The organism is Sphingomonas sp. PEI4, from assembly GCF_056679955.1.
On record NZ_CM155258.1, the window covers coordinates 2,700,447 to 2,723,739 of the forward strand.

Sequence of the window (23,293 nt, forward strand, 5' to 3'; positions counted from 1 at the left end):
TGCGGCCACGCTTTCGCTTGACCGATACCTGCGTTAAGCTCTGGAAAAAGCAGAGGACGTCATGGCCGAAACTCCTCCTATTCCGACCCTCCCCGATCTCCAGCACTGGACCTGGGTGATGGGGCGTGCGCAGCAGATGATGATGGAGCAGGGGCTCGCGGCGATGCAGGCCAAGCCCGAGGCGATCCCGGCGATTCCGGGCCTCACCGATCCCGCCACGCTGGAACGCGCGCGCGATTTCTGGACCGAGAGCCTGACGCTGTGGCAGCGCTTTCTCGATCCCGCCATGGCGCCCGAACCCGCCCCCGTCACCGACAAGCGCTTCAAGGCGCCGCAGTGGCGCGAACCCGTGTTCGACCTGATCCGGCAGAGCTATCAGCTGATCGGCGATCACATGCTGCGCGGGGTCGAGGCAATCGACGGCCTCGACCCGAAGCAGAAGGAGCAGTTGCGGTTCGCGACCAAGGGGTTCGTCGATGCCATGAGCCCGACCAATTTCGCGCTGACCAATCCGCAGGTGATCGAGAAGACGATCGAGACGCGCGGCGAGAATCTGCTGAAGGGCCTGCAGAACATGATGGCGGATCTTGCCCGCGGGCAGGTGACGCATACGCCCGACGGCGCGTTCGAGCTCGGCCGCAACCTGGCGATGACGCCGGGCAAGGTGGTGAAACGCACGCCGCTCTACGAGCTGATCCAGTACAGTCCGGCCACCGAGAGCGTGCTGGCGACGCCGCTCGTCATCTTTCCGCCGTGGATCAACCGGTTCTACATTCTCGACCTGACGCCGGAGAAGAGCTTCATCCGCTGGGCGGTGGAGCAGGGCATCACCGTGTTCATGGTGTCGTGGAAATCGGCCGACGCGAGCATGAAGGACGTGGTCTGGGACGATTATGTCGGCGCGCAAGTCGACGCGATCGACACGGTTCGCGCCGCGCTCGACGTGCCGGCTGTGCATACGATCGGGTATTGCGTGGCGGGGACGACGTTGGCCGCGACGCTTGCGCTGCTGGCGGCACGGGGCGAGGCGGCGAAGGTGGCGAGCGCGACGTTCTTTACCGCCCAGGTCGATTTCGCACAGGCGGGCGAACTGCAGCATTTCATCGACGACGAGCAGTTGAAGATGGTCGCGTCGCTATCGCCTGAGGGGTTCCTCGACGGGCGCTACATGGCGACGACGTTCAACCTGTTGCGCGGGCGCGACTTGATCTGGAACTACGTCACACAGAATTACCTGCTGGGGCAGGATTACGTGCCGTTCGACCTGCTTCACTGGAACGGCGACACCACCAACCTGCCGGCGAAATGGCATCTGAGCTATCTGACCGACCTGTACCGCGACAACCTGCTGGTGACGCCGGGGGCGATCAGCGTGGACGGGACGCCGATCGATCTGACCAAGGTTTCCACGCGGAGCTATGTCCAGGCGGGGCGTGAGGATCATATCGCGCCGGCCGAAAGTGTCTGGAAACTCACGCACTTGTTCGCCGGGCCGTTGAAGTTCGTGCTGGCGGGGTCGGGGCATATTGCGGGCGTGGTCAACCCACCGGCTGCGGGCAAGTATCAATATTGGACCAATCCTGGCGCGCACACGACGCTGGAGGACTTCGTTGCCGGCGCGACGGAGACGAAGGGGAGCTGGTGGCCGGATTGGGTCGAATGGTTGCGCGGACATGGCGCCGAGGCGGTCGCGGCGGACGGTGCGCGGCTGCCGGGTGAGGGGGCGCTCGAAGCGCTTGGCGAGGCGCCCGGCGAGTATGTGAAAAGCCGGTAGCGCTACCTTACGCTCACGTCATGGTGCGATGCACAATTAAATTGTGCAGCGCGTAAATTCGTGTACAAAGACCGCGACATAACTCCGAAGAGAGGTGCGTGGATGGTGGATATCGTGAAACGGACGGCCAAGGCCGGATCGAAGCCCGTCGCCGCTGCGAAACCGATCGCTGCCGTCAAGGCCGCGACCGCCAAAACCTTCACCCGGACTGTCGCCAAGCCGGCGAAACCGGCACCCAAGCCGATCGCCAAGACGCCGGCACCTCAACCTCTCGCGGCTGCTTTTGTATCGCCGCACACGGACATTCCCGCCCCGATTCCGGCCGCCGCGCCAACGGGGATCCCAGCTAGCGAAACCCTAGCCAGCGAAACAAAGGACGCCACGATGGACACGATCCAGAGCATCACCGAAAAGACCAAGGCCCTCTTCACGGGCGCGAACACCGCCGAGTTCACCGAGCAGGCCAAGGGCGCGATGGAAAAGTCGGCAAAGATGGCGGAAGATTTCGTCGCCTTCGGCAAGGGCAACGTCGAGGCGCTCGTCGAGTCGTCGAAGATCGCCGCGAAGAACGTCGAGGCGCTCGGCCATGAAGCTGCCGAGTACGCCAAGACCTCGTTCGAGAGCGCGACCGAAGCCGCCAAGACGCTCGCCGCCGCCAAGTCGCCGACCGAGTTCATGAAGCTGCAGGGCGATTATGCGCGCACCGCGTTCGACACGATGATCGCCGAGGGTTCGCGCTCGACCGAGCGTATGCTGAAGATGTTCGGCGAGTTCGCACAGCCGATCTCGAACCGCGTTGCGGTCGCGACCGACAAGATGAAGATCTCGGCGTAAGTTACGCGATGCCGTCTTTGGGCGGCAGGTGACGAAAAAGGGGCGGCCGTCGTGCGACGGTCGCCCCTTTTGCGTTTGCGGTTTTCGCGCGACGTTTGCGGGCGCCCCCTTGCCCTTGCCCCCCGGCATGCCATATTTTGGCAGCATGCTTTTGACCCCTGAAATGACGACTCCCCAGCGGACGGGCGAGCAGATGGCCGAGCGCCGCGACGATGGTGGCGAGGACGGTAACGGCACCGGGGGCGGCACCGGCGCCGGCATCGCGACCAAGACGCGCGCGAAGACCAAACAGCCGACGCCGTACCGCGTGCTGATGCTCAACGACGACTATACGCCGATGGAGTTCGTGGTGCTGTGTCTCCAGCGCTTCTTCCGCATGGACATGGAGGCTGCGACTCGCGTCATGCTGCACGTTCACCAGAAGGGCGTCGGGGTCTGCGGGACGTTCAGTTACGAGGTGGCGGAGACGAAGGTGTCGCAGGTGATGGATTTTGCGAAGCAGAACCAGCATCCGTTGCAGTGCACGCTGGAGAAGGCGTGAGCTTCACCGTTTGAGTTAATCCTCCTCCGCCAGGGGGAGGTGGCACCGAAGGTGACGGAGGGGGAGGCACGCGACCACCTCTGTTCCGTATCCGCCCCCTCCGTCTGGCAAGGGCCAGCCACCTCCCCCTGGCGGGGGAGAATTAGAGAGCGTTTCTACCGCGCCGGTGGCAACCAGCGCAGGTCTAGCCCGTCAAACCGGTCGATGTAGTTCGCGGCTTGCGCCAGTTGCATTTCGTTGAGCAATGTCACCCGGCCCATTTCGCGGCGGATCAGGCCGTCTTCCTCCAACTGCCGCAACATCCGGTTGACGTGGACTGCGGTAAGGCCGGTGGCATCGCCGATCTCCTCCTGCGTCAGGCCGAGCGTGAAGTTGTTGCCCATCGCGCGGTCGCGCATCCGCAATCGGTTGCGCATCTCGATCAGCAGCGCGGCGATCCGTGCCTTGGCCGAGGTGCGGCCGAGTGCGGCGAGACGGTCGGTCAGCGCGACCTTCTCCATCTGATTCATGACCATGATCAGCGCCGACAGCCGCGGGTGATCGGTGACAAGCCCGGTCATCGCCGAACGATCGAACGAGCAGACCGTGCAATCCGTCAGCGCGACCACCGTCTCGGGCGAATCGCGATAGACGAGCGCAGAGACGGCCAGCATGTCGCCGGCATAGAGGAAGCGTAAAATCTGGCGGCTGCCGTCATGGAGCAAGACATAGCTCATCGCCATGCCGCGCTGCAGGATGAAGAGTTCGGCCTGCGGATCATTTTCGCGCACGAGGACGGCACCGCGACGCAAGTCTCGCGGGCGCTCCTCCAACCGCGCTAGCGCAGCCTTCTCGTTCATCGACAGGTCGATGAGATCGCCGACGCGGTCGGCGAAGCAGCTGTGCGGCACTCTGTATTGGTCCCCGATGTTCGGGAACCACAGAGCAAAGCTAGGATTTCCGCGCATTAAAGTCGATCAAGCGGGGGGAAAGCACCACCGAGGGAACGGGGCGTCCCAACGCGCGACTCGACCTTGGTGCAGCGTCCGCCCGTCGCCCGATCGGTGCGCGGCCCTTGCGCGGAACGCCAGCCGCGATAGACACCCCGAATGGACCGTATTCTCATTCGCGGCGGCAATCGCCTGTCCGGGCGCTTGCCCATCTCCGGGGCGAAGAACGCCGCGCTCACGCTGATGCCGTGCGCGCTGCTGACCGAAGAACCGCTGACGCTGCGCAACCTGCCGCGGCTGGCGGACGTCGACGGCTTCGGCCACCTGCTCAACCAGCTTGGCGCATCGACCGCGATCCAGGGGACGCGGCCGGAGGATTTCGGCCGGGTGATGACGATCCGCGCGGGTAACCTTACGTCGACCGAGGCGCCGTACGACATCGTGCGGAAGATGCGCGCGTCGATCCTGGTGCTCGGGCCGCTGCTCGGGCGTGGCGGCGAGGCGACGGTGTCGCTGCCGGGGGGCTGTGCGATCGGCAACCGGCCGATCGACCTGCATCTGCGCGCTTTGGAAGCGATTGGTGCCGAACTCGAGATGGCGGCGGGCTATGTGAAGGCGATTGCGCCGGGCGGGCGCCTGCCGGGCGGACGCTTCCGCTTCCCGATCGTGTCGGTGGGCGCGACCGAGAACGTCGTGATGGCGGCGGTGTTGGCCAAGGGCACGTCGGTGATCGAGAACGCCGCGCGCGAGCCCGAGATCGTCGACCTGTGCAATTGCCTCGTCGCGATGGGTGCGTCGATCGACGGGATCGGTACCGAGACGCTGACGATCGAAGGCCGCGACCGATTGCACGGCGCGACCTATGCGGTGATGCCCGACCGGATCGAGGCGGGCAGCTACGCCTGCGCCGCGGCGATCACCGGCGGCGACCTGGAGCTGGTCGGCGTGGCGATCCCGGACATGGGCGCGACGATCGACGCGCTGGTCGAGGCGGGGGTTTCCGTGACGCCGACCAAGGACGGCGTGCGCATCGCGTCGGACGGCAAGCTGAAACCGCTGACGCTGTCGACTGCGCCGTATCCTGGGTTCGCGACCGACATGCAGGCGCAGTTCATGGCCATGCTGTGCATGGCGGATGGCGCCAGCGTGCTGACCGAGACGATCTTCGAGAACCGCTACATGCACGTGCCGGAGCTGGCGCGGATGGGGGCGGATATCCAGGTGCGTGGGCGGACCGCCGTGGTGCGTGGCGTCGACAAGCTGGTGGGGGCGCAGGTTATGGCGACCGATCTGCGGGCTTCGATGAGCTTGATCTTGGCCGGGCTGGCGGCGGATGGCGAGACGTCTGTGGGTCGGGTGTATCACCTTGATCGCGGGTATGAGCGGTTGGAGGAGAAGCTGAGCGCGGTCGGGGCGGATATCGAGCGCGCTAGCGACGGGTAATGCTTCGGGGGTGAGGTCATTGCTCGATCGGGGCAGCCGACAGCACTGTTCTGGCAAGACACAGTCAAAGACGACCCGTCACCCCGGGCTTGTTCCGGGGTCCACGGCACCGCAAACTCACCATTCTTGATCGTGCGGCACGGTGGATGCCGGAACGAGCCCGGCATGACGGAAAGTGGGGGAGGTCAACCCTTCCTCGTTCCCCCGCGAAGGCGGGGGCCCAGGATCAAGCAAGACCGTCCTCGGTAGTCCGGTAGACATCTACTCAGCGCCGCCGGCAAAGCCGCCGTCGGACGGGTTCGGCCTCGCCGACCCGCCGGCCGTGCCGGGCGCTGTCCGCTTCGCTTTGCTCGCGGGCATCGGCTGCGCTTTGCGCTGCCTGCGCCCGTCAGTACATGTGCTGCCCGCCATTGATGCTCAGCGTAGACCCGGTAACGAACCCGCCCTCTTCCGAGCACAGGAAAGCGACTCCCCGAGCGATCTCGGTCGCCTGGCCCAGTCGCCCGACCGGGATCTTCGCGACGATCTTCTCCAGCACGTCGGCTGGCACCGCCGCCACCATGTCGGTATCGATATACCCCGGCGCAATCGCGTTGACCGTCACGCCCGCGCGCGCGCCCTCCTGCGCCAAGGCTTTCGTGAAGCCGTGGATGCCGGACTTCGCCGCAGCATAGTTCACCTGGCCGTACTGCCCAGCCTGCCCGTTGATCGAGCCGATGTTGACGATCCGCCCCCATTTGCGCGTGCGCATGCCGGGGAACACCGCCTTGGCCATGTTGAAACACCCGCCAAGATTGGTGTCCATCACCTCTTTCCAATCCTGGTACGTCATCTTCAGGATGGTGCCGTCGCGCGTGATGCCGGCGTTGTTCACGACGATATCGACGTCGCCCAGATCGGCAGCGACCTGCGCGCAGCCCGCCTGGCACGCGTCATAATCGGCGACGTCCCACTTGTATGCGGCGATGCCCGTGCGCTCGGTAAACTCCGTCGCGCGCGCGTCATTGCCGGCATAGGTGGCGGCGACGGTCAGGCCCATGTCCTGTAGCGCGAGGCTGATCGCTTCGCCGATTCCGCGCGTACCACCGGTTACAATTGCTACGCGTGCCATCAGTCTCTCCCAGGTTCAGCCTTTTGCCGGAGGCTAGCCAGCCCGCACCCATCCTTCAAGCTCGCGCGCTAAAATGCTGCGCAACATTTCTACGCCGACCGGGCTGTCGTTGAGGCAGGGGAGATAGGCGAAATCCGTGCCGCCGGCTTCCTCGAAGCTCTCGCGCCCGCGGATCGACAGCTCCTCCAGCGTCTCCAGGCAATCGGCGGAGAAGCCGGGTGCGAAGATCGCCACCTTGGTCTTGCCTGCCTTGGCGAGCGCGACGAGCGTCTCGTCGGTCGCCGGGCCGAGCCATTTCTGCGGCCCGAACCGCGACTGGAACGCGATCGTCAGTTCGCGGCCCATACGTTCACCGAGCAACCGCGCGGTCTTCTGGCAGTGGCAATGATACGGATCGCCCAACTGCAACGTGCGCTTCGGCATCCCGTGGAAGCTCGCGACGATCGCATCGGGGGTAAAATCGAGCGCGGCAAGGCCCTCTTCAAGCGAGTCCTTCAACGCATCGATATACAGCGTGTCATCATAGTAAGGCGGGAGCGTGCGGATCGCCGGCTGCCAGCGCAGGCCTGCCAGATGCTTGAACGCCTTGTCGTTCGCGGTCGCGGTCGTTGCTGCGCAATATTGCGGGTAGAGCGGTGCGAGCAGGATACGCTCGCAACCTGCGGCCTTCATGGCCGTCAGTCGGTCCGAGATTGACGGATTGCCGTAGCGCATAGCCCAGTCGACCAGCACTTCCGGTCCGAACGCATCCTTCAACGCCGCCGCCTGCAACCGGGTGATGGCGGCCAGCGGCGAGCCGTCGTCGCGCCAGACCTGCGCATAGGCGTGCGCGGACTTTTTCGGGCGGGTGTTGAGGATGATGCCGCGCAGGATCGGCTGCCACGCGATCTGCGGGATTTCGACGACTCGCGAATCGGACAGGAACTCGCCGAGATAGCGCTTCACCGATTTCGCATCGGGGCCGTCGGGGGTGCCGAGGTTCATCAGCAGCACGCCGATCTTGGGTTTCGGGATCGGGGGGTGGTCTGTGGGCAGGGTCATGGTGCTGGTCTTAAAGGCAAATTGCGGATGCGAAAGCCTGTTGACGCATACAGTGCGTTGGCAATCGCCGGCGCGACCGCGGGGACGCCGAGTTCGCCGACGCCGCCGGGGGCCTCGTCGCTGCGAATCACCTCGACGGTGATGTCGGGCGTGTCGGCGAGGCGGGGCAGGGCGATCGTGTCGAACCCGCGTGCGTCGGCGAGGCCGCGGGTGAAGCCGGTCGATGCGCCAAGCGCGGCGGCCATGCCGAAGATCAGTCCGCCCTCGATCTGTTGCGCCACGATGTCGGGGTTGATCTGCGCGCCGCAATCGACTGCGGCGACGAGGCGGTCGACCACGGGGCGCTGGTCCGCGCCCATGTGCGCCTCTGCCATCACCGCGATATAGCTGCCTCGGAAGGCGTGGGCTGCGATCCCCTGGCCGCTGCCGGCGACGCCGCCGTTCCAGCCGCCAAGTGCCGCCGCGGTCGAGAGGCAGCGCGCGAGTCGCGGTTCGCCGCCGAGCATGCCGATGCGGAACGACATCGGTTCGGACTGCGCCGCGCGCGCGAGTTCGTCGAGGAAGCATTCGGTGAAGAACGCGGTGTAGCCATGCGCGCCGCCGCGAAGGTGGCCGGTGGGGAGGCCGATGTCGGCGGGGTGGTGGTCGATTGCGTAGGCCGGGATGCGGTAGGCGGGCGTTGCGCCGGCCACGGCGTAGCGATCGCCCTTGGTGCCGATCAGCGCGGCTTCGGTGGCGAGTCCCGGCATCATGCGGCGTGCCATCTCGGCGCCGGTGGAGGGGGCGGCGATGTTTGCCGACCAGCCCATGATCGCGCCGTTGGGGGCGAGGCGTGCGGCCATTTTTGCGACTGCGGGCGGGCGGTAGTGGTCGTGGAGCGAGTCTTCGCCGCGCGACCAGACGAGGCTGACCGGGCGGCGGAGTTTGACTGCCAGGACGGCGGCTTGCTCCGCGACGTCGTGTTCGAGTGCTGCGCCGAACGATCCGCCGATCAGCATCGGGTGGACGACGACGGCGTCTTCGCTGAGGTTCGCTGCGCGCGCCGCCGCCGATCGCGCAAGACCGGGGGCTTGAGTCGCTAGCCAGAGTTCGAGGCGGCCGTTGGAGAAGGAGGCGGTTGCGCTGCGTGTCTCGATCGCGGCGTGCAGGCCGAGGCCGGCGCGGTAGGTCGCGGTGACGAGCTTGGCGCCTTGGAAGGTCGCGGCGACGTCGCCTGCGGACGCCATCGGCGTGCCGGGACGTGCGAGCGCGGCGTCTAGCGCTGCATCGATTGACGTGGAGTCGGGTAGGCGGGCGTCGTTCTCGAACCGGGGCGCGAGCGCGTCGAGCGCCTTTTGTGCGGCCCACCATGTCGTTGCTACTGTCGCCACCCAGCGCGGGTTCTCGACTACCGACAATACGCCGCGGATACGGTCGGCGGCGGCGCGGTCGACCTTTGTCAGGTGACCGCCGACCGGGCCCTGGCGAATCGCGGCGTGGACCATGTCGGCGAGGCGGACGTCACCGGCGAAGTTGGCCGAACCGTCGACCTTCGAGGGTGTGTCGAGCCGGGGGACCGACTTGCCGACAAGCTTGCCCGCGCCCTGGATGCCGAGCGGGAGGGGATCGGGGAGGGTGAACTTCGCGGCTTCCTCGGCGAGTTCGGCAAAGCGGATGCGCTTGGCTTGGTATGTGCAAAAGCCGGCGTCGACGTTGACCTGGGTCCAGTCGGCGTCCCAGCGTTTGGCCGCCGCCATGCAGAGCAGCGCGCGGGCGCCTGCGCCGGCCTCGCGGCAGGCTTGCTCGAACATTCGGATCGAACTGGATCCGCCGGTGAGCATGGGTTCCGCGAGGCTGTCCGGGAGGCGGTCGAACAGGCCTTCGAACAGGTCGTGCGTGCCGATTGGGTTGGCGTAGAGCGGGTTGAGGGGGGCGGGCTCGACGCCGATCGTGCGCCAGTCCGCGCCGAGTTCGTCCGCGACGATCTGGGGGAGGGTGGTGTAGACGCCCTGACCGTGTTCGGCTTGCGGGACGGCGACGGTGACGTGGCCGTCGGTGCCGATCTTGAGCCAGGCGCCGAACGGGGTTTCGCCGGGGTTGGCGACGAGGTTGGGAGCGTAGTGGCGCGGCCAGAGGCTCCATGCGACGACGAGACCGATCCCCGCGCCGCCGCCGACGAGTATGCTGCGCCTGTTGATCGTCATGCTGAGCGCTCTAATCCTTCTCCCCTGCGGGGAGAAGGTGGCGCGGCAGCGTCGGATGAGGGGGCGTGGGACTCCGACGCGCCGCCGGGGAGACTCACGCCCCTCACCCTTCCGTCGCCTTCGGCTCCTCCTTCCCTCTCCCCGGAGGGGAGAGGGACAGTTTAGGTTAGCGCTCGGTACGTGGCTTTCAGCGTGACCTTGTCGATCTTCTCCGTCCCCAGTCTTGGCAGCGGCTGCTCCGAAATCCAGATCCGCTGCGGTATCTTGAACGCGGCGATGTGCTGGTGGAGGAACGCGCAGAGATCGTCCGACGTCAGCGTTTCGCCGTCCTGCGGCACGACTACCGCGCCGGGGACCTCGCCGAAGCGTTCGTCCGCGAGGCCGAAGACGGCGGCCTCCGCGACTGCCGGATGCTCGTAGAGCGCCGCCTCGACCTCCTGGCACGAGATGTTCTCGCCGCCGCGGATGATGATGTCCTTCTTGCGGTCGACGATGAACAGATAGCCGTCGTCGTCGAGGTAACCGATGTCGCCGGTGCGGAAATAGCCGTCCGACGTGAACGCCGCGGCGGTCGCGTCGGGGCGGTTCCAATATTCCTTGAAGTTGCAGATCGAGCGGATGCAGACCTCGCCGCGCTGGCCCTGGTCGACTGGGTGGCCGGCATCGTCGAGGATCGCGAGGTCGACCAACGGCGCGCTGGGGCGGCCGGCCGAATTGGGCTTGGCGAGGTAATTGCTGCGCCAGTTGCCGGTGCCGACCGCGTTAGTTTCTGTCAGGCCATAGCCGATCAGCGGCGCGCTTCCGCCCATCTCCTCGTCTATGCGGCGGACGTGATCGACCGGGCGCGGGGCGCCGCCCGCGGCGAAATCTGTGACGGTCGAGAGGTCGTAGTTGGCGCGATCGGGGTGGTTGAGGATCTCGAAGCTCATCAGCGGCACGCCGACGAAATAGGTGACGCCCTCCGCTTCGATCAGCCGCATCGCCTCGCCCGCGTCCCATTTGGGCATCAGCACGAGTTTGCGCCCCATCGCGAAGCTCTGGAGGAACACCGGCACTTCCCCGGTGATGTGGAACAGCGGGATCGTCAGCAGCGTGACCGGCTGGCCGACCGGCGGCGATCCTTGCACGGTGGCGATGCCGAGCATCATCATCGCCTGGCCGAGATAGTTGAAGATGCCCTGCACGACCGCGCGGTGTTCGGAGAGCGCGCCCTTCGACTGGCCGGTCGAACCCGACGTGAAGAGGATCGTCGCGTGATCCTCCGGGCCGAGCAGCGGCAGGTCGGCGGTGTGATCGTCCTTCGCGAACACGGCTCCGAGCGCTTCGGCGAGCGGTCGCGAATCATCGATCTCGACTACCGGCGCGCGCAGGGCCGCGATCTGCATGAGCCGTTTCACGCGCGGCGGATCGGCGAACACGAGCGTGCAATCGACCTCGCCGATAGCCGTCTCCAGTTCCTCCGACTGCCACCATCCGTTGAGCAAAGTCGCGACGCCGCCGGCCATGATGATGCCCATGTAGAGCACGATCCACGACGGCGAATTGCGCATCGCGATCCCGACGCGGTCGCCCTTCGCGATCCCGTACCCGCCGACCAGCGCCCGCGCGCAACGTTCGGCGGCGGCATAGACCTCGCCGAACGTCAGTCGCTCGTCGCCCGAGACGAGGAAGACGGTCTCCCGGTGCTCGTTGGCGTAGTGCGCGAAATAGTAGCTGAGCGCGGGCGGGGCGGCGGCGATCGTCGGCAGCGTGACGCCGAACCGCTCGGCCGAACCGAGCGCCAGCATGCCGTCGGGGGCGGTCAGCGCGGCCATCGTCGAATCCATAGCTAGGTCTAGCTCGGTCCGCATATCGCTCTCCTACTTGGTCTTATCGTTATGGCTCTTTATGCAGGGGCGAACGCGTGGGGAAAAGCCTTTGATCCTGTCGACCATTTCGGCTGCCGTCGGCAGTCACATTCGCTTCGAGGATTTGGGCTTGCATCCCGACGTCTTCTCGATCGGCTTCTTCACGCTGCGCTGGTACAGCCTTGCCTATATCGGCGGGATCCTGCTCGGCTGGTGGTACCTGCTGAAGCTGCTCGCACAGCCCGGCGCACCGATGGCGCGGCGGCATGCCGACGACCTGGTGTTTTACGCGACGCTCGGCATCATCCTTGGCGGGCGACTCGGCTATGTGATCTTCTACGCGCCCGAGATGTTCCTGCATCCGCTGCGGATCTTTAGGCTCTGGGACGGCGGGATGTCGTTCCACGGCGGCGTCATCGGCACGTCGATCGGGCTGATCCTGTTTGCGCGGAAGCACCAGCTCAACTGGTTGCGCGTGCACGATTATATCGCGTGCTGCGTACCGTTCGGACTGTTCTTCGGGCGGCTGGCGAACTTCGTGAATGGCGAGCTCTGGGGTAAGCCGACCGACGTCGCGTGGGGGATCATCTTCGAGCGCACCGTGCCGTTCGGGATGGTCGAGCCGGCGCGGCACCCGAGCCAGCTTTACGAGGCGGGGCTGGAGGGCATAGTCCTGTTCGCGCTGCTGTGGTTCGCGTTCTGGAAGACCAAGGCGCGGTATGACCCGGGCAAGCTCGTCGGGTTGTTCGTGCTCGGCTACGGCCTTGCGCGGTTCACGGCGGAGTTCTTCCGCGAGCCTGATTCGCAGTTGCGGGCCTTTGCCGAGCAAACCGGGCTGCACATGGGCCAGTGGCTGTGCGTGCCGATGATCGTCGGTGGGGCGTATTTGATTGCGACGTCGGCCAAGCGGCGGGTGCGGGTCGAGTCGATCGCGGGGTCGCAGAGCGTCGCTTAACTAGGCCCAACCTACCCTTCTTTGTTCTCCCGCGAAGGCGGGAGCCCAGACTGGATCCCCGCCTTCGCGGGGACACAAGGTTCTTCGTTGATGACTGACACCGCCCTCCCGGAACGCCTTGCCCGTGCGATCGCACTCGCGGGCCCGATCCCCGTCGCGCAGTATATGGCGGCCGCCAACGCGCAGTATTATGCGACACGCGATCCGCTGGGGGCGGGGGGCGATTTCACCACTGCGCCCGAGATCAGCCAGATGTTCGGTGAGCTTGTCGGCCTCTGGTGCGCCGATCTTTGGGACCGCGCGGGGCGGCCTGATGTGGCGTGGGTCGAGCTTGGGCCGGGCCGGGGGACTCTGGCCGCGGATGCGCTGCGGGCGATGGCGAAAGCGGGGTTCGAACCCGAAATACACTTCGTCGAGACCAGTCCAACCCTCCGCAAAGCCCAGGCAGAGCGCGTGCCGGCTGCGGCGTGGCACGACACGATCGATACGCTCCCGACCGATCGGCCGCTGATCGTCGTCGCCAACGAGTTCTTCGATGCGCTGCCGATCCGGCAACTCGTCAAGCGCGAGCAGTGGCACGAACGGCTCGTCGCCGCGCAGGACCTGCTGTTCCTGCCGATCGCGGGGACGCCGCTGCCCGACGCGGTCATTCCCGAACCGTTCCGCGATGCTCCTGCGGGGTCGATCCTCGAAACCTCGCCCGCCGCTGTCACCATCATCCGCGGTCTCGCAAAGCGGATCGCCGCGCAGGGCGGTGCGCTGATCGCGATCGATTATGGCTATGAGGGGCCGGCGCTGGGCGACAGCTTGCAGGCGGTCCGCGGGCATGCCTTCGCGAACCCGTTCGAGGCGCCCGGCGAGCATGACCTGACTGCGCATGTCGACTTCACCACGCTCGCCGCCGCGGCGCAGGCCGAGGGCGCGGTCGCGTGGGGGCCGGTGACGCAGCGCGACCTGCTCGGCGGGCTCGGGATCGATTCGCGGACGTCGACGCTCGCCAAGGCGTCGCCTGGGCGGGCGGAAGCCTTGGCTGCGGATCGGAGGAGGTTGATGGACGACATGGGTATTCTCTTCAAAGCGCTCGCGATTACCGCGCCGAATTGGCCAACCCCGGCGGCATTTGCATGATCGCCTACCGCGATGCCGTGCCAGGCGACGGGGCAGAACTCGCCGCGATGGCGAGGCGGTCGTTCACCGACACGTTCGGCACGCTATATCGGCCCGAAGACCTTGCCGTGTTTCTCGACCAGACTTTCGGGGAGCAGGGGCTGCCGGCACAGCTGTCCGATCCTGCCTTCACGGTGCGCGTGGCGGTGGACGAGTCGGATGCGATCGTCGGGTTTGCCAAGATTGGACCCGTGGCGTTTCCGGGCGACTGGCCGACGACGGCGATCGAACTTCACCAGCTTTACGTGCGTGGTGACCAGCATGGCGCGGGTGTTGGTCCGGCGTTGATGGACTGGGCGATCGATACCGCACAAATCGGTGGGCGGACGGAGATTATCCTCAGCGTGTATGTGGATAACCACCGGGCGCACCGGTTCTACCAGCGCTACGGCTTCGTCGAGATCGGGCGGTATGTGTTCATGGTCGGGGAGCAGCCGGATGATGACCGGATCATGCGGCTGCTGTTGTGACGGTCTGCGCTACCGTTACCGTGCGGAACTACACCACCCCGGCGGAGGCCGGGGCCCAATTGGAAAGGTCGCGGTAACGATGCGCAGTACTCTGTCAGCAACGTCCCCCAATTGGGCCCCGGCCTTCGCCCGGGTGGATAAGTGGGTGGGGCGGTCGATATGACCATCGACGCAATCCGCGCCAAATCCCTCGGCGATGTCCCGCACGGTTTCCTCGGACGTCGTGGCGGCGTGTCCACCGGGGCCTATGCGAGCCTGAACGTCGGCATCGGCTCGGACGACGCTCCTGAGAACATCACCGAGAACCGCCGCCGCGCGGCTGAAGCCGTCCTTCCCGGCGGGAAGCTCGTCGGTCTCTACCAGGTTCATTCCGCCGACGCCGTCACCGTCATCGAGCCATTCGACGACGCGATCCGTCCGCATGCCGACGCTCTGGTCACCAACCGCCCGGGGCTCGCACTCGGTATCCTCACCGCGGATTGCGCGCCCGTGCTGTTCGCCGACCGGGAGGCTGGCGTCGTCGCGGCGGCGCATGCCGGCTGGAAAGGTGCGCTCGGCGGCGTCACCGATGCGACGATTGTCGCAATGGAGGCGATCGGCGCGCACCGCGACCGGATCGTCGCCGCGGTCGGGCCGTGCATCGCGCGCGCGAGCTACGAGGTCGACGACGCGTTCATCCGCCGGTTCTGCGAGGCGGATCCGGAGAACGAGCGCTTCTTCGCCGACGGTCGTGCGGACCATTACCAGTTCGACCTGGAGGCCTATGTCGTCAGCCGGCTTGCGGTCGCGGGGATCGGCCGGATCGAAGCGCTCGGGCTCGATACCTATACCGATGAGGACCGCTTCTTCAGCTATCGGCGCGCGACCCATCGCGGCGAGCCCTCCTATGGGCGTCAGATCAGCATCATCGGCCTGTAACGGGGGCTGTAACGGGTCCCAAATCCCGTACGGCTCGTTTAGGCTCCACGCATCCGGCCCGCGCCAGACGGGCCACGCAGGAGTAGAATGATGGCCAATACCCCGAATGACGCGAACGAAACCGAAGCCGACCTGACCGGGGTCGCCGCGCGGGTCGCGCCGAAACCATCGATCGGCGAGATTGGTGGGCGCAAGCTGAAGCCGTCCACGCTGATGATGGGCCATGGTTACGATCCGGCGCTGTCGGAAGGCTCGCTCAAGCCGCCGATCTTCCTCACCTCGACCTTCGTCTTCCCCAACGCGGCGGCGGGCAAGCGTCACTTCGAAGGCGTCACCGGCAAGCGTCCCGGCGGTGCCGAGGGGCTCGTCTATTCGCGCTTCAACGGGCCGAACCAGGAGATCCTCGAGGATCGCCTCGGCGTTTGGGAAGAGGCGGAGGACGCGCTCGCCTTTTCATCGGGCATGTCGGCGATCGCGACGCTGTTCCTCGCAATGGTAAAGCCGGGCGACACGATCGTCCATTCGGGGCCGTTGTATGCTGCGACCGAGACTCTGATCGGCCGTGTGCTGGGCAAGTTCGGGGTGAAGTGGCTCGACTTCCCAGCGGGCGCGACGCGTGAGGAGATCGACGCGGTTATGACCGAGGCGGCGACCGGCAATGTCGCGCTGATCTATCTGGAAAGCCCGGCGAACCCGACCAACGCTCTGGTCGATGTGGAAGCGGTCGCCGCGAGCCGGGATGCGATCTTCAAGGGCGAGAAGCCACCGATCGCGATCGACAACACATTCCTGGGGCCGCTGTGGTTCCAGCCGCTCAAGCATGGCGCGGATATCGTCGTGTACTCGCTGACGAAATATGTCGGTGGGCATTCGGATCTCGTGGCGGGCGGCGTGCTTGGCACGAAGGAGCACATCAACACGATCCGGACTATGCGGAACACGATCGGGACGATCACCGATCCGAACACCGCGTGGATGTTGCTGCGGTCGCTGGAGACTTTGGAACTGCGGATGAGCCGCGCGGGTGAGAATGCGGCGAAGGTCTGCGGCTTCCTGCGGCATCATCCGAAGGTGGAGCGGGTCGCGTATCTTGGGTTTCTCGAGGATGAGCCGGGCATGGAGCGGCAGGCAGACATCTATCGTCGCCATTGCACCGGTGGCGGCTCGACCTTCTCGCTGTACCTCAAGGGCGGCGAACGCGAGAGCTTCGCGTTCCTCGACGCGCTGAAGATCGCCAAGCTGGCGGTGTCTTTGGGCGGGACCGAGACGTTGGCGAGCCATCCTGCGGGCATGACGCATCTGTCGGTGCCCGATGCGCGGAAGCAGGCGCTGGGGATCACGGACAATCTCGTCCGGATCTCGATCGGGGTGGAGGATCCGGACGATCTGATCGCCGATTTCGAGCAGGCGCTGGAGACGATCTGAGTAGTGTTCTCCCGCGAACGCGGGAGTCCAGGGTCGCGACCGCTGTGCTCGCAACCCTGGGCTCCTGCTTTCGCAGGAGAACGGCTAGCTCTCACAACTGCAAGCCGGTAGCATCTGCCGATGCCGATCTTTACCCCTATCCCGCAGCACGAGTTCGTCGCCGCGATCCACATCCTCGCCGCCAAGCTGGTGGAGGATACCGAGTGGAAACCCGATTACATCATCGGCATCGGTCGTGGTGGGCTCGTGCCGGCGGTATTCCTCAGCCATGCGATCGGGCTGCCGACGCTGTCGGTCGATTATTCGAGCCAGGTGAAGGACTTCGCCGACGAACCGCTGGTAAAGCTCGCCGCGCGCACCCGCGATGGCGAGCGGTTGCTGTTTCTCGACGACATCAACGATTCGGGGCGGACGATCACGCATCTGCGTGGTGCGCTGGCGGCGGCTGGGGCGGTCGAGGGGGCGGTGCGGTTTGCCATGCTGATCGACAATGTCAGTTCGGCCGAGCGGATCGACTATAGCGCGCGGACGATCGACCGGGCGGTGACGAAGGACTGGTTCGTGTTTCCTTGGGAGGCGGTGGCGCCGGCTGCTGCGATTGCCGAGGATGCGGCTGAGGTGCCTGGGCGGATCGCGTAATTGCCGTTCTCCTGTGAACGCAGGAGCCCAGGGTTGCGCGGGCTGGGCTGAGTAACCCTGGATTCCTGCGTTCGCAGGAAAACAGTGGACGAACAAAGGGCCGGCTTCCGAACGGGAAGCCGGCCCTCGCCCTCGATACGCTACGCGAGGGAACTGGGAAACTGGTTGGGCCCGAACGGGCGGGACGTCGGCAAAGCCGTCGTCGGTCGGGTCAGGCGCTGCCTGCCCGCCGTCCGTGCCGGCGATTGCTCGCTTGCGCTCGCACCGGCCTGGGCGTTGCCAGGCCTATCGGCGGCAATACCGGGGGTTATCCGACTTATCGATCGCGTTGCCGGCGAGGCCACCACCGGCGGCGCCGAGGACTGCGCCCAGTGTCCGGTCACCACGACCTGCGACGGTGTGGCCGAGCAAGCCGCCGGCGAGTGCGCCGATGATCGTGCCGCCGGTGTTGTCGCAACCGCGGCGATTGCGCGCGTTGTAGCGGCGGTCGTTGCCGCGATACTCGCGGGAGCCACGGTCGTAACCACGATCGCGGTAGCCACCACCCTGGTAGCCGTCGTAGCCACGCTCGTAGCGCGAGCCATAACGCTGCGCCTCGGCGGCGGCGGGAACGAGGGCGGTCGCACCCAATGCGAGGGCACTGGCGGCGAGGGTAAAAGTCTTGAACATCGTGCGTCTCCCGTTGGGGATTTCGGCGGCGGCGGGGACCGTGCTTCCATCCTCGATGAGGTGCTTATGGGTGATTCGCATTGAGCCGAGCCTGAATGCCTCCGTTATCCGCCGTTCATGCTTTCGCGCGGCGCCGGAGACCCTATGAGGATGCGATGCGGCGCCTGATCACTGTCCTGTTCGTCGCCGTGAGCGTCTGTGCGATCGTGCCGACCTGGTCCGGCGAAGCGCGGCTCGACCTGCTTGGCAGCCGTGCGCAGCTGACTGCGACGCGCGTGATGCTCGACCGCACCAACCCGCGGCATGTGCGCGTCGGCGGGCTCACCTATCTTGGCGGGGTGGTGCTCGACAGCCGCGATCCGGCGTTCGGGGGATTCTCGTCGCTGGACGTCACGCCGGCCGCGACCGGCAATCGCTTCACGGTGCTGAGCGATGGCGGCAACATCGTCCAGTTCGACATGGGCGCCGACTGGCTTCCGCACCGGGTCGCGTTCAAGAACCTGCCGGCAGGGCCTGGCATCGGTTGGGAAAAGCGCGACCGCGACAGCGAATCAATGGCGATCGATCCGGTAACCGGGAAGATCTGGGTCGGCTTCGAGGATGCCAACTCGATCTGGCGCTATGCGTCGGGATTTGCGCGATACGAGGCGCGGGTGGCGCCCGAAGCTATGCAGAAATGGCCTACCAATGGCGGTCCCGAGTCGATGGCGCGGCTGCCCGATGGGCGATTCGTCGTCATCAGCGAGGAGGCGCACGTGCGTCGAACCGACTGGACCGGATCGGAGAAGGAGCGCCTGCATACGCGACAGGCGTTGAACTTCGCGGGCGACCCGACCCAGGCCGCGCCGCCGCTGCGTTTCGCGTACGAACCTTATGGCCGCTACGATCCGTCGGACGTCACCGCATTGCCGAACGGCGACTTGCTCGTGCTCGATCGTGCGTTTCGGCTGCCGTTTACGTTCTCGGTGCGGATTTCGCTGGTGGCAGCGGAGGACGTAGCGGCGGGGCGAATCGCTCGCGGCCGCCTGATCGCGACGATCGACGCGCCGCTGATCCACGACAATTTCGAGGGGATCGATACGACGATCGAGGACGGCAAGACGATCGTGTGGATCGTGTCGGACGACAACCAGATGTTTCTCCAGCGCACGCTGCTGCTGAAGTTCCGGCTGGATCGGTAGCGGACGATACCGGCCGACCGTCATCCCAGCGGAAGCTGGGATCTCCCCGTTCGGGTCGCAGCGCGCGCCAATTGGGATACCCCAGCTTTCGCTGGGGTGACGGACTGGGAAGGAATACCGGGCTGATGCAGAACCGCGCACCTACAAACGCCGACGGCCCGCCCTGCGGTGTGCAGGGCGGGCCGCGGTGATCGCATCACGACGTCGCTGTTAAGCGGCGACTGCCGATGCTGCGATCTTCTTGACGACTTCGCGCTTCAGGCGACGAACGCGGAGCGACAGCTTGTCGTCCGAGACCTTCACCAGCCAATTGTCGAGTCCGCCATTGTGCTCGACGGTGCGCAGGCCGTGCGTCGAAACGCGCAGCTTGACGCCCTTCTCGAGCGAATCGGAGAGCAAAGTGACGTTCTGCAGGTTCGGCAGGAACGTGCGCTTGGTCTTGTTGTTGGCGTGGGAGACGTTGTTCCCGACCATCCGGCCCTTGCCGGTCAGTTCGCAGATGCGCGACATGTGATTACCTATTCAAGTGTCGGGAGGAACCCCGGAAAGGCGCGCGGATAGCTGGCACGCCGGCTTTCGTCAACCGATTGTGCGCAAAACGTGTCTTGCAACCGGCGGCGTCGAGGGACGTTGTTACGCTATCGAACTGTTCGAATAAAGGGGATGTCTCATGCGTACGCTCTTGTCACTGGTCGCGATCGTCGTGCTGGTCGTGGTCGGCCTGATGTATTTCGGGATCATCAACATCGACCAGACTCGCCCGGGAATGGTCCAGACGCCGAAGTTCCAGGCCGACGTCGGCAAGGTCACGCTGGGCACCGAGAACAAGACCGTCGCCGTGCCGACGATCAACGTCGAGAAGCCGGCCAACAGCCAGGCACCGAACTGAGCTTTACCTGAGGGACCGCGCGGGGCAGGGCTCGAGGCCATGTTCCCGGTCCCTGAACCTATGCGCCGCGCGCTCGATGCGGCACGCGATGCGGCGCTGGCCGGGGAAGTTCCGGTTGGCGCCGTTGTCGTTAAAGACGGCGTTATTATAACTGTGGGCGCCAATGCGCCGCGGGCGTTGTGCGATCCTACCGCGCATGCTGAAATCCAGGCGATTCGCGCGGCGGCTCGCGTGCTGGGGAGCGATCGGCTTGAGGGTTGCGATCTTTGGGTGACGCTGGAGCCTTGTGCGATGTGTGCCGGGGCTATCGCTCATGCGCGGATTGCGCGGCTCTATTATGGGGCGGCCGATGCGAAGGGTGGCGCGGTCGAGCATGGACCGCGGTTTTTCGGTCAGCCGACGTGTCACCACCGGCCTGAGATTTACGCGGGGATTGCGGAGACTGAGGCGGCGGCGATCCTGCGGGAATTCTTTGCGAGTCGCCGGTAGGACGTATCGCATGAGACGGCGCCACCACTTGTAATCCGTCATGCCGGGCTCGTTCCGGCATCCACGGCTCCGCACATTCGAGCGATTGAGTTTGCGGAACCGTGGACCCCGGAACCAGTCCGGGGTGACGGAGTGGGTTTGGTCAGCCTTCGAGACTCTTGGACGCTTGTTCGAACAGGTCCTTTGATAGCCCCGGCGTCTGGACGATCCGCTCCAGCTCCGCTCGCATCAGACCTGACCGAATCGAATCGAACCGACGCCAGCGGCCCAGTGGCGGGAGTAGCTTCGCCGCGGTCTGCGGGTTCAGGCGGTCGAGCGCGATCAACTGGTCCGCGAGAAAGCGATAGCCACTCCCGTCGGCATTGTTGAACGCCCGCTGGTTCGCGCCGAATGCGCCGATCAGCGAGCGGGCGCGGTTGGGGTTGTTGAGGGTGAAGTCGGCATGCTCGGCGAGCGCGGCGACTACCGCGCCGGTATCGTTGCGCGACGACTGTGCTTGCGCCTGGAACCACTTGTCGAGCACCAGCGCGTTGTCGCAATATTGGCTGTAGAAGATGTCGAGCGCGGTGGTGCGGATCTCCGACTCGCTGCTCACCAGCGTCGTCAATGCCCCCATCCGATCGGTCATGTTGTCCGCCGAATCGAACTGCGCGAACGCGAGGTCTGCGGCATCCGCTGCGCCACTCGCCGCGATATAGCCGAGCGCGACCGTCCGCAGGCGACGCAGGCCCTTGCCCTCGGGTGTGTAGGCATAGGGCTGACGCTCACCACGCGCGTAGGCCTGCCGCCATTGCGCCTCCAGCCGCGTGCCGAGATCGCGTCGCAACGCCTCGCGTGCGCGGAAGATCGCCTCGGGATCGACGACGGTCATCTGGTCGCCGATGAAGCTCTCCGGCGGCAGCAACACCGCCTCTGCGACGAACGCGAGGTCGAGATCGGTGTTGGCGAGCGTGTTCGCGACCGCGGCGATCACGCCCTCGTGATCCGCGTTCCCTCCCGCCGAGGCGACCAGCGCATCGAGCATCAGCTGCTGCATCGCCTCGTAGCGCGCGAACGGATCGTCATCGTGTGCGCTGAGGAAGGCGAGATCGGCGGCGGTGCGGTTGGTCTCGACCACCACGGGGGCGGAGAAGCCGCGGTTGATCGACAGCACCGGGCGCTCGGCGAGGCCTTCGAACTCGATCGTGTCGAGCGTGTCGTCGAACAGGACGAGCCGTTCTTCCGTCAGCGCCGTACCGGACTCCGCGCCGAACAGCTTCACACGCAACGGCAGGACCATTGGCGACTTCACCGGCTGGCCGGGCGTTGCGGGCACCTGCTGCGCGAGCCGCAGCGTTGCGCGGTCGCCCTCGTGCGACAGGCTCGCCGAAACGCGGGGGGTGCCAGCCTGGGAGTACCAGAGGCGGAACTGGGTGAGGTCGACGTTGCCGCCTTCCTCCATCGAGGTGACGAAATCCTCGCAGGTGGCGGCGGTGCCGTCGTAGCGGTCGAAATACAGGTCGGTGCCGGCGCGGAAGCCTTTCGGACCCAGGATCGCGGCCATCATCCGGATCAGTTCGGCGCCCTTGTTGTAGATGGTCGCGGTGTAGAAGTTCGAGATCTCCTGGTAGGATTCCGGACGCACGGGGTGGGCGAGCGGGCCGGAATCCTCGGGGAACTGCGAGGCGCGCAGACCGCGGACGTCCTCGATGCGCTTGACCGCGCGCGAGCCCTGGTCGGCGGAGAAGCCCTGGTCGCGGTAGACGGTGAAGCCTTCCTTGAGCGACAGCTGGAACCAGTCGCGGCAGGTGATCCGGTTGCCCGACCAGTTGTGGAAATATTCGTGCGCGACGACCGCGGCGATCGCGTCGTAGTCGTAATCGGTCGCGGTATCCGGGTCGGCAAGGATGTAGCGCGAGTTGAAGATGTTGAGGCCCTTGTTCTCCATCGCGCCGAAGTTGAAGTCGTCGACCGCGACGATGTTGAACACGTCCAGGTCGTACTCGCGGCCATAGGTCGTCTCGTCCCACGCCATTGCGAGTTCGAGCGCCTTCAGCGCGTGATCGGTCTTTGGCAGGTCGGCCTGGCGGACCCAGATGCCGAGCGACACCTCGCGACCCGACATCGTCGTGAAGCTGCCGCGGTTTACGGCGAGATCGCCAGCGACGAGCGCGAAGAGGTAGGAGGGTTTCGGGAACGGATCGTGCCAAGTCGCCCAGTGGCGGCCGTCTTCGAGGTCGCCCTGTGCGACCGGATCGCCGTTCGCGAGCAACACAGGGAAGTGCTTCTTGTCCGAGGTCAGGCGGACCGAATAGACGCTGAGGACGTCGGGGCGGTCGGGGAAATAGGTGATGCGGCGAAAGCCTTCCGCCTCGCATTGGGTGCAGAGATTGCCGCCCGAGGCGTAGAGTCCCATCAACTGCGTGTTGCGATCGGGGGCGATCTCGACCTGCGTTTCCACGACATGCGCGGCGCCGGTGAGGGGGATGACGAGCTGTTCGCCGTCGATCCGCCAGTCGTTGATCGCTACGCCATCGACCGTGATCGAGAGCGGCTTCTGTCCTGCGCCGTCGAGCCGGAGCGGTTCGGCGTGAACGCCGTTGCGCGTGACGGACAAGGTCGCGGTGACGCGCGTGGTCGACGGATCGAGGTCGAAATCCAGCTTCGTCTCGGGGACCAGCCACTCGGGCGGGGTGTAATCCTCGCGGCGGATGACGAGCGGGTGGGCGAGACTGTTCTGGATGTCGAGCATATGCCGCGAATATAGGGCCGTGGCCGCCTATCGCCAGCCAAAGCTTGCGCGGGTTTC

The 23,293-nt window shown here is 65.8% G+C and carries 21 protein-coding genes; 13 read left to right on the top strand and 8 right to left on the bottom strand.

Annotated features, from left to right (window positions below; all coding sequences use genetic code 11):
* Nucleotides 1-61 precede the first annotated feature (61 nt).
* The 3 genes from AC1MLZ_RS12560 to clpS all read left to right on the top strand — a co-directional run bounded on the left by AC1MLZ_RS12560 (nucleotide 62) and on the right by clpS (nucleotide 3,149).
* On the top strand, nucleotides 62-1,774 hold the full coding sequence (locus tag AC1MLZ_RS12560) for a PHA/PHB synthase family protein (protein ID WP_480958762.1): 1,713 nt from the start codon (nucleotides 62-64) through the stop codon (nucleotides 1,772-1,774).
* Between the two features lie 105 nt (nucleotides 1,775-1,879).
* Nucleotides 1,880-2,608, top strand: a complete 729-nt coding sequence (locus AC1MLZ_RS12565) for a phasin family protein (RefSeq protein WP_480958763.1) — start codon at nucleotides 1,880-1,882, stop codon at nucleotides 2,606-2,608.
* Between the two features lie 193 nt (nucleotides 2,609-2,801).
* Nucleotides 2,802-3,149 (top strand): ATP-dependent Clp protease adapter ClpS, encoded by a 348-nt coding sequence (clpS, locus tag AC1MLZ_RS12570; protein WP_480961544.1) that lies wholly within the window; start codon nucleotides 2,802-2,804, stop codon nucleotides 3,147-3,149.
* A 155-nt stretch (nucleotides 3,150-3,304) separates the two neighbouring features.
* Here the strand turns inward: clpS and AC1MLZ_RS12575 are convergent, their stop codons facing one another.
* Nucleotides 3,305-3,988, bottom strand: a complete 684-nt coding sequence (locus tag AC1MLZ_RS12575) for a Crp/Fnr family transcriptional regulator (RefSeq protein ID WP_480961545.1) — start codon at nucleotides 3,986-3,988, stop codon at nucleotides 3,305-3,307.
* Nucleotides 3,989-4,237: 249 nt separating this feature from the next.
* Here AC1MLZ_RS12575 and murA point away from each other — a divergent pair, with 249 nt between their 5' ends.
* Nucleotides 4,238-5,521, top strand: coding sequence for a UDP-N-acetylglucosamine 1-carboxyvinyltransferase (murA, locus tag AC1MLZ_RS12580; protein WP_480958764.1), 1,284 nt, complete (start codon nucleotides 4,238-4,240; stop codon nucleotides 5,519-5,521).
* A gap of 388 nt (nucleotides 5,522-5,909) precedes the next feature.
* Here murA and phbB read toward each other — a convergent pair whose 3' ends face one another.
* The 4 genes from phbB to AC1MLZ_RS12600 all read right to left on the bottom strand — a co-directional run bounded on the left by phbB (nucleotide 5,910) and on the right by AC1MLZ_RS12600 (nucleotide 11,706).
* Nucleotides 5,910-6,632: an acetoacetyl-CoA reductase gene (gene phbB, locus AC1MLZ_RS12585; protein WP_480958765.1), complete on the bottom strand. Its 723-nt coding sequence runs from the start codon at nucleotides 6,630-6,632 to the stop codon at nucleotides 5,910-5,912.
* A 33-nt stretch (nucleotides 6,633-6,665) separates the two neighbouring features.
* Complete coding sequence (gene hemH, locus AC1MLZ_RS12590; protein ID WP_480958766.1) at nucleotides 6,666-7,673, bottom strand: ferrochelatase; 1,008 nt, start codon at nucleotides 7,671-7,673, stop codon at nucleotides 6,666-6,668.
* Nucleotides 7,670-9,856 (bottom strand): xanthine dehydrogenase family protein molybdopterin-binding subunit, encoded by a 2,187-nt coding sequence (locus AC1MLZ_RS12595; RefSeq protein WP_480958767.1) that lies wholly within the window; start codon nucleotides 9,854-9,856, stop codon nucleotides 7,670-7,672. The genes hemH and AC1MLZ_RS12595 overlap by 4 nt, the downstream gene beginning before the upstream one ends.
* Nucleotides 9,857-10,017: 161 nt before the next feature.
* A complete protein-coding gene (locus AC1MLZ_RS12600) occupies nucleotides 10,018-11,706 on the bottom strand; it encodes a class I adenylate-forming enzyme family protein (RefSeq protein ID WP_480958768.1) in 1,689 nt (562 codons plus the stop codon).
* A 70-nt stretch (nucleotides 11,707-11,776) separates the two neighbouring features.
* Between AC1MLZ_RS12600 and lgt the strand changes: the two genes are divergently transcribed.
* The 6 genes from lgt (at nucleotide 11,777) to AC1MLZ_RS12630 (ending at nucleotide 17,277) form a co-directional block, all read left to right on the top strand.
* A complete protein-coding gene (lgt, locus tag AC1MLZ_RS12605) occupies nucleotides 11,777-12,658 on the top strand; it encodes a prolipoprotein diacylglyceryl transferase (RefSeq protein WP_480961546.1) in 882 nt (293 codons plus the stop codon).
* 90 nt (nucleotides 12,659-12,748) lie between these two features.
* Nucleotides 12,749-13,786, top strand: coding sequence for a class I SAM-dependent methyltransferase (locus AC1MLZ_RS12610; RefSeq protein ID WP_480958769.1), 1,038 nt, complete (start codon nucleotides 12,749-12,751; stop codon nucleotides 13,784-13,786).
* Nucleotides 13,783-14,295, top strand: a complete 513-nt coding sequence (locus AC1MLZ_RS12615) for an N-acetyltransferase family protein (RefSeq protein ID WP_480958770.1) — start codon at nucleotides 13,783-13,785, stop codon at nucleotides 14,293-14,295. The genes AC1MLZ_RS12610 and AC1MLZ_RS12615 overlap by 4 nt, the downstream gene beginning before the upstream one ends.
* Before the next feature lie 159 nt (nucleotides 14,296-14,454).
* On the top strand, nucleotides 14,455-15,213 hold the full coding sequence (pgeF, locus tag AC1MLZ_RS12620; RefSeq protein WP_480958771.1) for a peptidoglycan editing factor PgeF: 759 nt from the start codon (nucleotides 14,455-14,457) through the stop codon (nucleotides 15,211-15,213).
* A 90-nt stretch (nucleotides 15,214-15,303) separates the two neighbouring features.
* Nucleotides 15,304-16,638: a cystathionine gamma-synthase family protein gene (locus AC1MLZ_RS12625; RefSeq protein WP_480958772.1), complete on the top strand. Its 1,335-nt coding sequence runs from the start codon at nucleotides 15,304-15,306 to the stop codon at nucleotides 16,636-16,638.
* Between the two features lie 120 nt (nucleotides 16,639-16,758).
* Nucleotides 16,759-17,277, top strand: a complete 519-nt coding sequence (locus AC1MLZ_RS12630) for a phosphoribosyltransferase (protein WP_480958773.1) — start codon at nucleotides 16,759-16,761, stop codon at nucleotides 17,275-17,277.
* A 285-nt stretch (nucleotides 17,278-17,562) separates the two neighbouring features.
* On the opposite strand, the gene AC1MLZ_RS12635 is transcribed toward AC1MLZ_RS12630, so the two are convergent.
* Nucleotides 17,563-17,946 (bottom strand): glycine zipper 2TM domain-containing protein, encoded by a 384-nt coding sequence (locus AC1MLZ_RS12635; protein ID WP_480958774.1) that lies wholly within the window; start codon nucleotides 17,944-17,946, stop codon nucleotides 17,563-17,565.
* Nucleotides 17,947-18,101: 155 nt separating this feature from the next.
* Between AC1MLZ_RS12635 and AC1MLZ_RS12640 the strand changes: the two genes are divergently transcribed.
* Complete coding sequence (locus tag AC1MLZ_RS12640; RefSeq protein ID WP_480958775.1) at nucleotides 18,102-19,127, top strand: esterase-like activity of phytase family protein; 1,026 nt, start codon at nucleotides 18,102-18,104, stop codon at nucleotides 19,125-19,127.
* A gap of 210 nt (nucleotides 19,128-19,337) precedes the next feature.
* Here the strand turns inward: AC1MLZ_RS12640 and rpmB are convergent, their stop codons facing one another.
* Nucleotides 19,338-19,637, bottom strand: a complete 300-nt coding sequence (gene rpmB, locus AC1MLZ_RS12645; RefSeq protein WP_056053386.1) for a 50S ribosomal protein L28 — start codon at nucleotides 19,635-19,637, stop codon at nucleotides 19,338-19,340.
* 160 nt (nucleotides 19,638-19,797) lie between these two features.
* Between rpmB and AC1MLZ_RS12650 the strand changes: the two genes are divergently transcribed.
* Both AC1MLZ_RS12650 and AC1MLZ_RS12655 read left to right on the top strand, forming a co-directional pair.
* On the top strand, nucleotides 19,798-20,016 hold the full coding sequence (locus tag AC1MLZ_RS12650) for a hypothetical protein (protein ID WP_480958776.1): 219 nt from the start codon (nucleotides 19,798-19,800) through the stop codon (nucleotides 20,014-20,016).
* 60 nt (nucleotides 20,017-20,076) lie between these two features.
* Nucleotides 20,077-20,505 (top strand): nucleoside deaminase, encoded by a 429-nt coding sequence (locus tag AC1MLZ_RS12655; RefSeq protein ID WP_480961547.1) that lies wholly within the window; start codon nucleotides 20,077-20,079, stop codon nucleotides 20,503-20,505.
* A 142-nt stretch (nucleotides 20,506-20,647) separates the two neighbouring features.
* Here the strand turns inward: AC1MLZ_RS12655 and pepN are convergent, their stop codons facing one another.
* Nucleotides 20,648-23,236, bottom strand: a complete 2,589-nt coding sequence (gene pepN / locus AC1MLZ_RS12660) for an aminopeptidase N (protein WP_480958777.1) — start codon at nucleotides 23,234-23,236, stop codon at nucleotides 20,648-20,650.
* Nucleotides 23,237-23,293 lie beyond the last annotated feature (57 nt).